We start from the raw sequence: 6,566 nt of genomic DNA, 5'->3' as shown, positions 1-6,566 counted from the left end.
ATTCAAAATAACATGACTCTAAAACCTCGTGTAAGTGTTTTTGAAATTTTAGATTACGTGTCATTTGCTGTGACAAAGCTTCAATTTTGAATGATTCAAACTATATTTCATACTGAAAAAAATCATTATCTAATATATGTTGTGGTATATCATATACTTGTCTTGGTTCAATGATGAGTACATTTAAGTGATTCAATTGAATATATTCAATAATACTCGCAACTTCTTTTTTTGAAAAATAGCTACAAATATTAATTAATATTAATACTTTTTCTTTTTTATAATATTTAAAAACTTGTAAAATATTAAAAATTTTATCTAGTAATGTATCTGTATATGTATCAATTTTAACACCTAAAGATTTTAAAAGTTCTTGAATCGTAATTTCATCATATATTAAATTAAAATTATTTTCAATTAATTCCTTAGCTAGAATATCTGTAATTTCATTTGCCAATTGTTCAATTTTAGATTTTGTTTCAATATGTAAATTCAAATCACTTTCGATATCCTCATACAATTTTTTTAATATTGTCGTATTATTTAGATCAAAACTAATAATATCAGTAATAATGAGCAAATCTGTTGGCTTATATTTATTAAATTGCTTGTTAGTACAAATAATTTTTTCATCATGTATATGAAAAGCATAAACAATGTTCGAAAATAATTCTTGATTTTCAATCGATAATATATGTTTGGGTGCAATAGTAATATAATCATCTAAACATGGTAACTTAATTATCATCTGACCATTCCTCTCCTAAAAATACAATTCTTTTATCTGTATTGGCGATTGATGTATTTTTTTCACCATGAAGATATATCATCTTAGAAAATTGTTTTTCTGTCACTGTTAAAATCGTAATATTCCCCTCTTTTGGATTATTAGCTTTAAGCCTTGTTAACATAGCATTGTTGGCTGTACTATTTAATAAAATTTTACTGTACACAGAAAATTGATGCATAATGAATCCTTCGTCAATTAAAAATTTTCTGAACTTTCTATAGGCTTTTCTTTCTGCGTGTGTACTTACTGGCATATCGAACATTAATAACATTCTCATATATCTGTAACTCATAGCCTAAATACAGGCACCCCTTTATTCTTATCATTATTTAAACACTTGATTACTTTTTTTGTATATTCACTAATAATATTCGTCAAATACATTTCCCTATGATTAAATTCAAAAGTATCAACAAATATTGTAAATAATTTCTTTTTAATGAATGTAAAATTTTCACATCTGTTTTCATAAACAATTTTATCAATAAGTGGTCTAAAAGGTTCCATCAAATCACTGGCTAAATTAAAATGATTAAATTGATTATTATGTTTCAAACCAAATTGCGTCATACAACCATTTAACGTAATTTCTCTAGCAAACATACTTAAAATTAAACTATAACCATAATCTAAAGCAGCGTTAATATCATTATTTTGATCTCTATTGAAATCATTACCAAATAGTTGATTAAAATATATTCTAGCAGCATGTCCCTCACGATTTGTTGAATCAAAAGGTTGTAATTCATCTAGCAACTTATTTAAAACAGTTATTTTCTCATATAAATCAAAATACTCTAAACAGATTGTTTGATTAATAATCTTTTGTGCAATGATATCTGTCCAAACAAGACATTTAATATCATCTTGCCATTGTAATTGTTTATTTAATTGTAAACTACTATCATGTCTGGCATAAAAAGCTTGTAATTGTGCATGCGGTAATCGCTTATCATCACAAAAAATAACTAGAACTTTTTCATCTACTAATTTTTTAATTAACATTGTCGTAATAACAATATCAGTCGTTTCTAATAATAAAATATCTATCTCAGATAAGTGAATCAATTCTGTTTGTTGCGCTGATTTAAATACTAAATGATTATTTTGATAACTTAATTTTGAATGTTGATTAATAATAACTGTTCGCCACGACATTATAATTTCTCCAAATCAATACGTGTTTCATATAGTCCTGTAGGTGATTGATGAATGATTTGACCAGTTAAGACCATTGATTTACTGTTAGTATTCACATACCCTCGATCTCGTCTACCACTAGTAAAACCAAAAAACTTAAATTCTGATGCTGCTCTTGTTTGCACTAATTTCAATAAATCAATAAATGATTTTTTAATTTCTTCTAAATTATCAATATCAATATTTGCCTTAGCATAAGCTGCTTTTATGTCATTTATAAATTTATCATTGACATAATTATTATTTAATGCAAAGTCACAAATGATATTTAATAATTCATCTAACTCTGATAAATGTTGTTTTATATAATTATAAGCTTCTGGACAATCTTGTTTATCTGCTTTTTTCAAATTAGCGAGCAACTTAACAAAATGCTTATTTAATCTGAATTGCGTGCCTTTATGAAATTCTTTTTCACTAGCAATATAACGTTTTAAACCATTATTTGATTCAATTAAAGTGTTTTTAGGTAGTTTTTTATAAGCTAATAATTGCCCTTTGATTTGTGAAGTTAAATAGGCTTGTGGATCTTGTTCAAATAAAGTATGTTCAATGATAGGCACGGCCAATAATTTCTTTTCAATTTTAGATTTTGGTGTTTGAAATTTAACAATGACTGCACAAGCCATTTTAATACTTGTAAAACCACCATATTTGTCAGTATCCCATTGTCGTTTTCTAGGGATTAATTTCCCCTTCGGTGATTTAGGTAATACACTTTCATTGTAAAATTCACCTGTCTGATATTCTATCTTTTTAACAATATTAACAGGATAGTCAAAAAGACAACGTTTAATGATCGGTATAGATGATTGATCCCATAAAATTTCCCCAGTATCATCATCGGAATATCTTTTTTTATCAAAAAACTTCATAATATTTTTATATAATCTTTTTTCCTCTGTTGCTTTATTATTAGAATTTCTATAAGTCTTTTTATTAAATTCACCATAAATCAAACTTTTATCTGCTTTAGGATGTACTTTTAAAATTGCTAGTGCTACTACTGCTGCTAAATACGCATCATGCGCATGATGATAATCATTTAATTCTCTTAATTTATATAAATTAAATTTATTTCTAAATTCTGAAACTAAGGCTGATTTTAGAGTGATAATATTAGTCTCTTCTTTATTAAATTTTTCATATAAAATACTAGCTACCTGTTTGGTAATTTGTCTTGTTTCCACTAACTGTCTTTGTACAAATCTATGTCTATCTTCATCAGTAAATGCTGTTTTAATTAAACGTGCAAATTTAGTCTCACTTATTAAACTAGCATTTTTTAATAAAGTCCAAAATGGCATCATTTTATCACGTACTTCTTTAACCAAAACATCACCAGATTTTTGAACATTATTAATAGAAGTTGTTAAAACTTTATTATCAATTGAATCATCTTTAATTACATTTCTAGGTATAATATGATCGACATGATATTGAGCTAAATCTCCTAATTCTAACTTCTCTCCACTATACATATCTTTACCATTTTGTAAATAATATAAATAAACTTTTTCACTATTTAAAGTTGACTTATCTATATTATCTACTGATAAATGCTCAACAAGTTGACTTAAACCTTCTTTTATTTTTTTGAATCTTGTGGCAGTTTGATGAGTATGTTGATTTTCTCTAGCCATTTCAATAACGATATGTTTAGGTGGTCTGCCCATAATATGAACTAATTCATTAACTATAGTTAAACTTTGTAAGATCCCTTTTTTTATCGCAGGATTACCTGTAATACCTTGAATTATTTCAACTTCATTATATTGTTTTAAATGTTTTTGTTGATAGTCAAAAATATCATTAACGAAAGATAATTCACTATCTCTTATTAATTGCATAAAATTACGATGTTTCGTATCAGTCATTAAATAGTCTAAAATAGTTTTATGACTATCTCGTTCTCTTAATTCTACAAGTAATTTTTTAGACAATCTTCCCCAACCCGTAAAACGTTGATTAACTAAAAATTTCAAAGCTGTTTTAGAAAAAATAGCATGATAATCACGTAATTGCTCTTTTCTCATTTTTTTATCTTCGAATAATGTTAATTTTTTAATAATATCTTCAAACAGCTCTTCATGCTTTTCATCATCTAATAATTTTTTAACTTCTTCATTTTTTGATAAAGCTAAATAAGTTGAATAATTAGCATTGAATTTTTCTTTAATCCCCTCTAATTTTATATCTTTTGAATAATCACCAGACATTTCTAATAAGGTTATAATATCTTTTTCTGTTACTGTCTTTTTCTTTTTAAATAATTCATTAAAAACTTTATCTTTTTGAACAGCATTTAAATATTCTACAGTATTTTCATATTTAATTTTAATTTTAGTTAATTCATTAAAGATCATATATTTTTGATAAATTAAACTTGCTTTTGGTAAAACTTTTTCACCTGGTAAATATGTATCATCTAAAATCATTCGAGTAATAAAATTTTCTGCTGATGCCTTATAATCAACAACTTCTTCAATATTCCAAGGTGTAATTTTATCATCACTATTTCTTACTAACCAAGCATATTCAGATTGACCTTTAGCTAATGGACCAATGAAATATGGTATTCTAAATTTCAATAATTGTTCAATTTTTTCTCTATTTTCTTTCAAAAATGGATAATACTGTTGTTGTTTATCTAAAATTTTCATCATTTCATATAAATGAATTTGATAAGGTAACACAACATTGGCAAAACTTCTCTGTTTCAATAGAAATACTTCTCTATCCATTTTATCCAAGAAATCGTAATTCTCAATAGCAGAATGCTCTAATAATCGTTTTTTCAATGCTTTATAAAACGTTGCTTGATCAATTACCGTCGCATTCGTTTGGCTCACTTTACCTTCAATATAACTCGCATAACTATCAATTGTATTATTTTTAAATATGTCCTTATAATGATGCGGTAAGTATTCACTAACAAATGCTTTTAACTCATGTAAATCTATTTTATGTTGTTCATACCTTTCTACCATATTGGCAGATAAAATCGCTTCACTCTGTTTAATATCTCCTGCAATAATACCCGATAACATTATCGCATTATAAACATTTTTAGCTTTATCAAAAACTTCTCGATATTCTTCACCAATAATCGTTAATACATTTTCTAATTCTTCTTCATAGCTATCTTTAGATAATTGAATTTTCAAATCTTGATTAGCTTTAATTTCAAAGTATTTTTTCAAATCACCTTGATTACCGACAATTAATTTCAAAAACTGATGAAATAATTTATTTGATTTTTCTTTAGGAAATAGTTTTAATAAACTTTCAGCTTTTTTACTCTTAGATACACTAGCTATTAATTGTTGTTCAGCATCTACGTTTTCACTCACTTTATTAATCACACCATCATTAATAAAATCAGCAAAAGTGGTATTATAACTTTCTAAAAATTCATTAAAAACTTCTGATACAGATAAATGACTAAAGTCGATTTGACCTTCAATTAAAAAATTACCACGATATTTAATCATATGTGCAAATGCAAGATAAATTAAACGTAAGTCTGCTTTCTCTTGCCCATCAACTAATGCTTTTCTCAAATGATAAATCGTTGGATATTTTTCATGATAAGCTTGTTCTTCTTCAAAATTACCGAAAATAGGATGTCTATTATATTGTTTATCTTGTTCTACTAAAAAGCTTTCTGATAAACGTGGGAAAAATGATTCATCAATTTGCATAATGTCATTAAAAAATATTTTTTGTAACTCATTAATTCTCTGTTTTTTTCTCGTATATCTTCGACGCGTACCACGTTTAAGTCTTCTACTTGCTGCCGTTTCACCTGCTTCAAATAATAAGCTACCTATAAAATTTTTCTTTATATTTTTTCTATCTGTATTACCTAAAACCTTCATTTTCTTTTTAGGAATAGAAAAATCATCATAAACAACAGCATAACCTACAGAATTAGTACCTATATCTAAAGCAATTGTATAATCTTTTTTTTGCATATTTTTCTCCTTGAAATTTATATTGAACATGTTATAATAAATGCAGAATCATTCAAAATAACATGACGCGTTAAAATAAGGCTTAGTCCGTATCCAATTAAATTGGCACTGTTTCGGTGCTTATTTTTTTATCTATAAACTCATCTTATAAAAAAAACAAACTAATGTAAAGTTAATTTTGCAAACGCAAACACCCCTCACTATCTCCATGAAGGGTGTTTTATATTATAATTAAATGACTAGCTATTATAAATGCATAAACATAGTCTATAGAAAAAAGTCGTTAGAAATAAAATAGCAATAGAATCGCTAAAATCTTTAAAATAAGGAGAAATAATATGGATTATCTAAAATTAAAAGTTAACAGATTAATAATATATCTAATATTATTTACACTATTATATTTAATATCAAAAAATATAATAGGTTCATTAATAATATTTACACAATTTTCAGAATTATATTTTATGAAAAGAAATACTTCTACCAACTATGATAAAATTTTAAATTCATTAATCATACTACTGACAATTACATCTTTCATCATTCAACTCTATCAAATATAAAAGCAAATCATTCAAAATAACATGACTCTAAAA

4 protein-coding genes are annotated in these 6,566 nt (G+C 25.7%); all 4 read right to left on the bottom strand.

The window, feature by feature from the left end; genetic code table 11:
• Window positions 1-100: 100 nt before the first annotated feature.
• The 4 genes from csn2 to cas9 are packed head-to-tail and all read right to left on the bottom strand — an operon-like array spanning window position 101 to window position 5,967.
• Complete coding sequence (csn2, locus tag AC5EAH_RS07575) at window positions 101-748, bottom strand: type II-A CRISPR-associated protein Csn2 (RefSeq protein WP_493494172.1); 648 nt, start codon at window positions 746-748, stop codon at window positions 101-103.
• Window positions 738-1,067 carry a CRISPR-associated endonuclease Cas2 gene (gene cas2, locus AC5EAH_RS07570; protein WP_493494171.1) on the bottom strand — a complete coding sequence of 110 codons (330 nt, stop codon included), beginning with the start codon at window positions 1,065-1,067 and terminating at the stop codon, window positions 738-740. Before cas2 ends, csn2 begins: the two co-directional genes overlap by 11 nt.
• A gap of 11 nt (window positions 1,068-1,078) precedes the next feature.
• Window positions 1,079-1,948 (bottom strand): type II CRISPR-associated endonuclease Cas1, encoded by an 870-nt coding sequence (gene cas1 / locus AC5EAH_RS07565; RefSeq protein ID WP_493494170.1) that lies wholly within the window; start codon window positions 1,946-1,948, stop codon window positions 1,079-1,081.
• Window positions 1,948-5,967, bottom strand: coding sequence for a type II CRISPR RNA-guided endonuclease Cas9 (cas9, locus tag AC5EAH_RS07560; protein WP_493494169.1), 4,020 nt, complete (start codon window positions 5,965-5,967; stop codon window positions 1,948-1,950). The genes cas1 and cas9 overlap by 1 nt, the downstream gene beginning before the upstream one ends.
• Window positions 5,968-6,566 lie beyond the last annotated feature (599 nt).

This window comes from Staphylococcus sp. B1(2026), assembly GCF_058895785.1.
The sequence above is the reverse complement of the archived record's forward strand: the minus strand, read 5'-3'. Positions and strand labels throughout refer to the sequence as shown.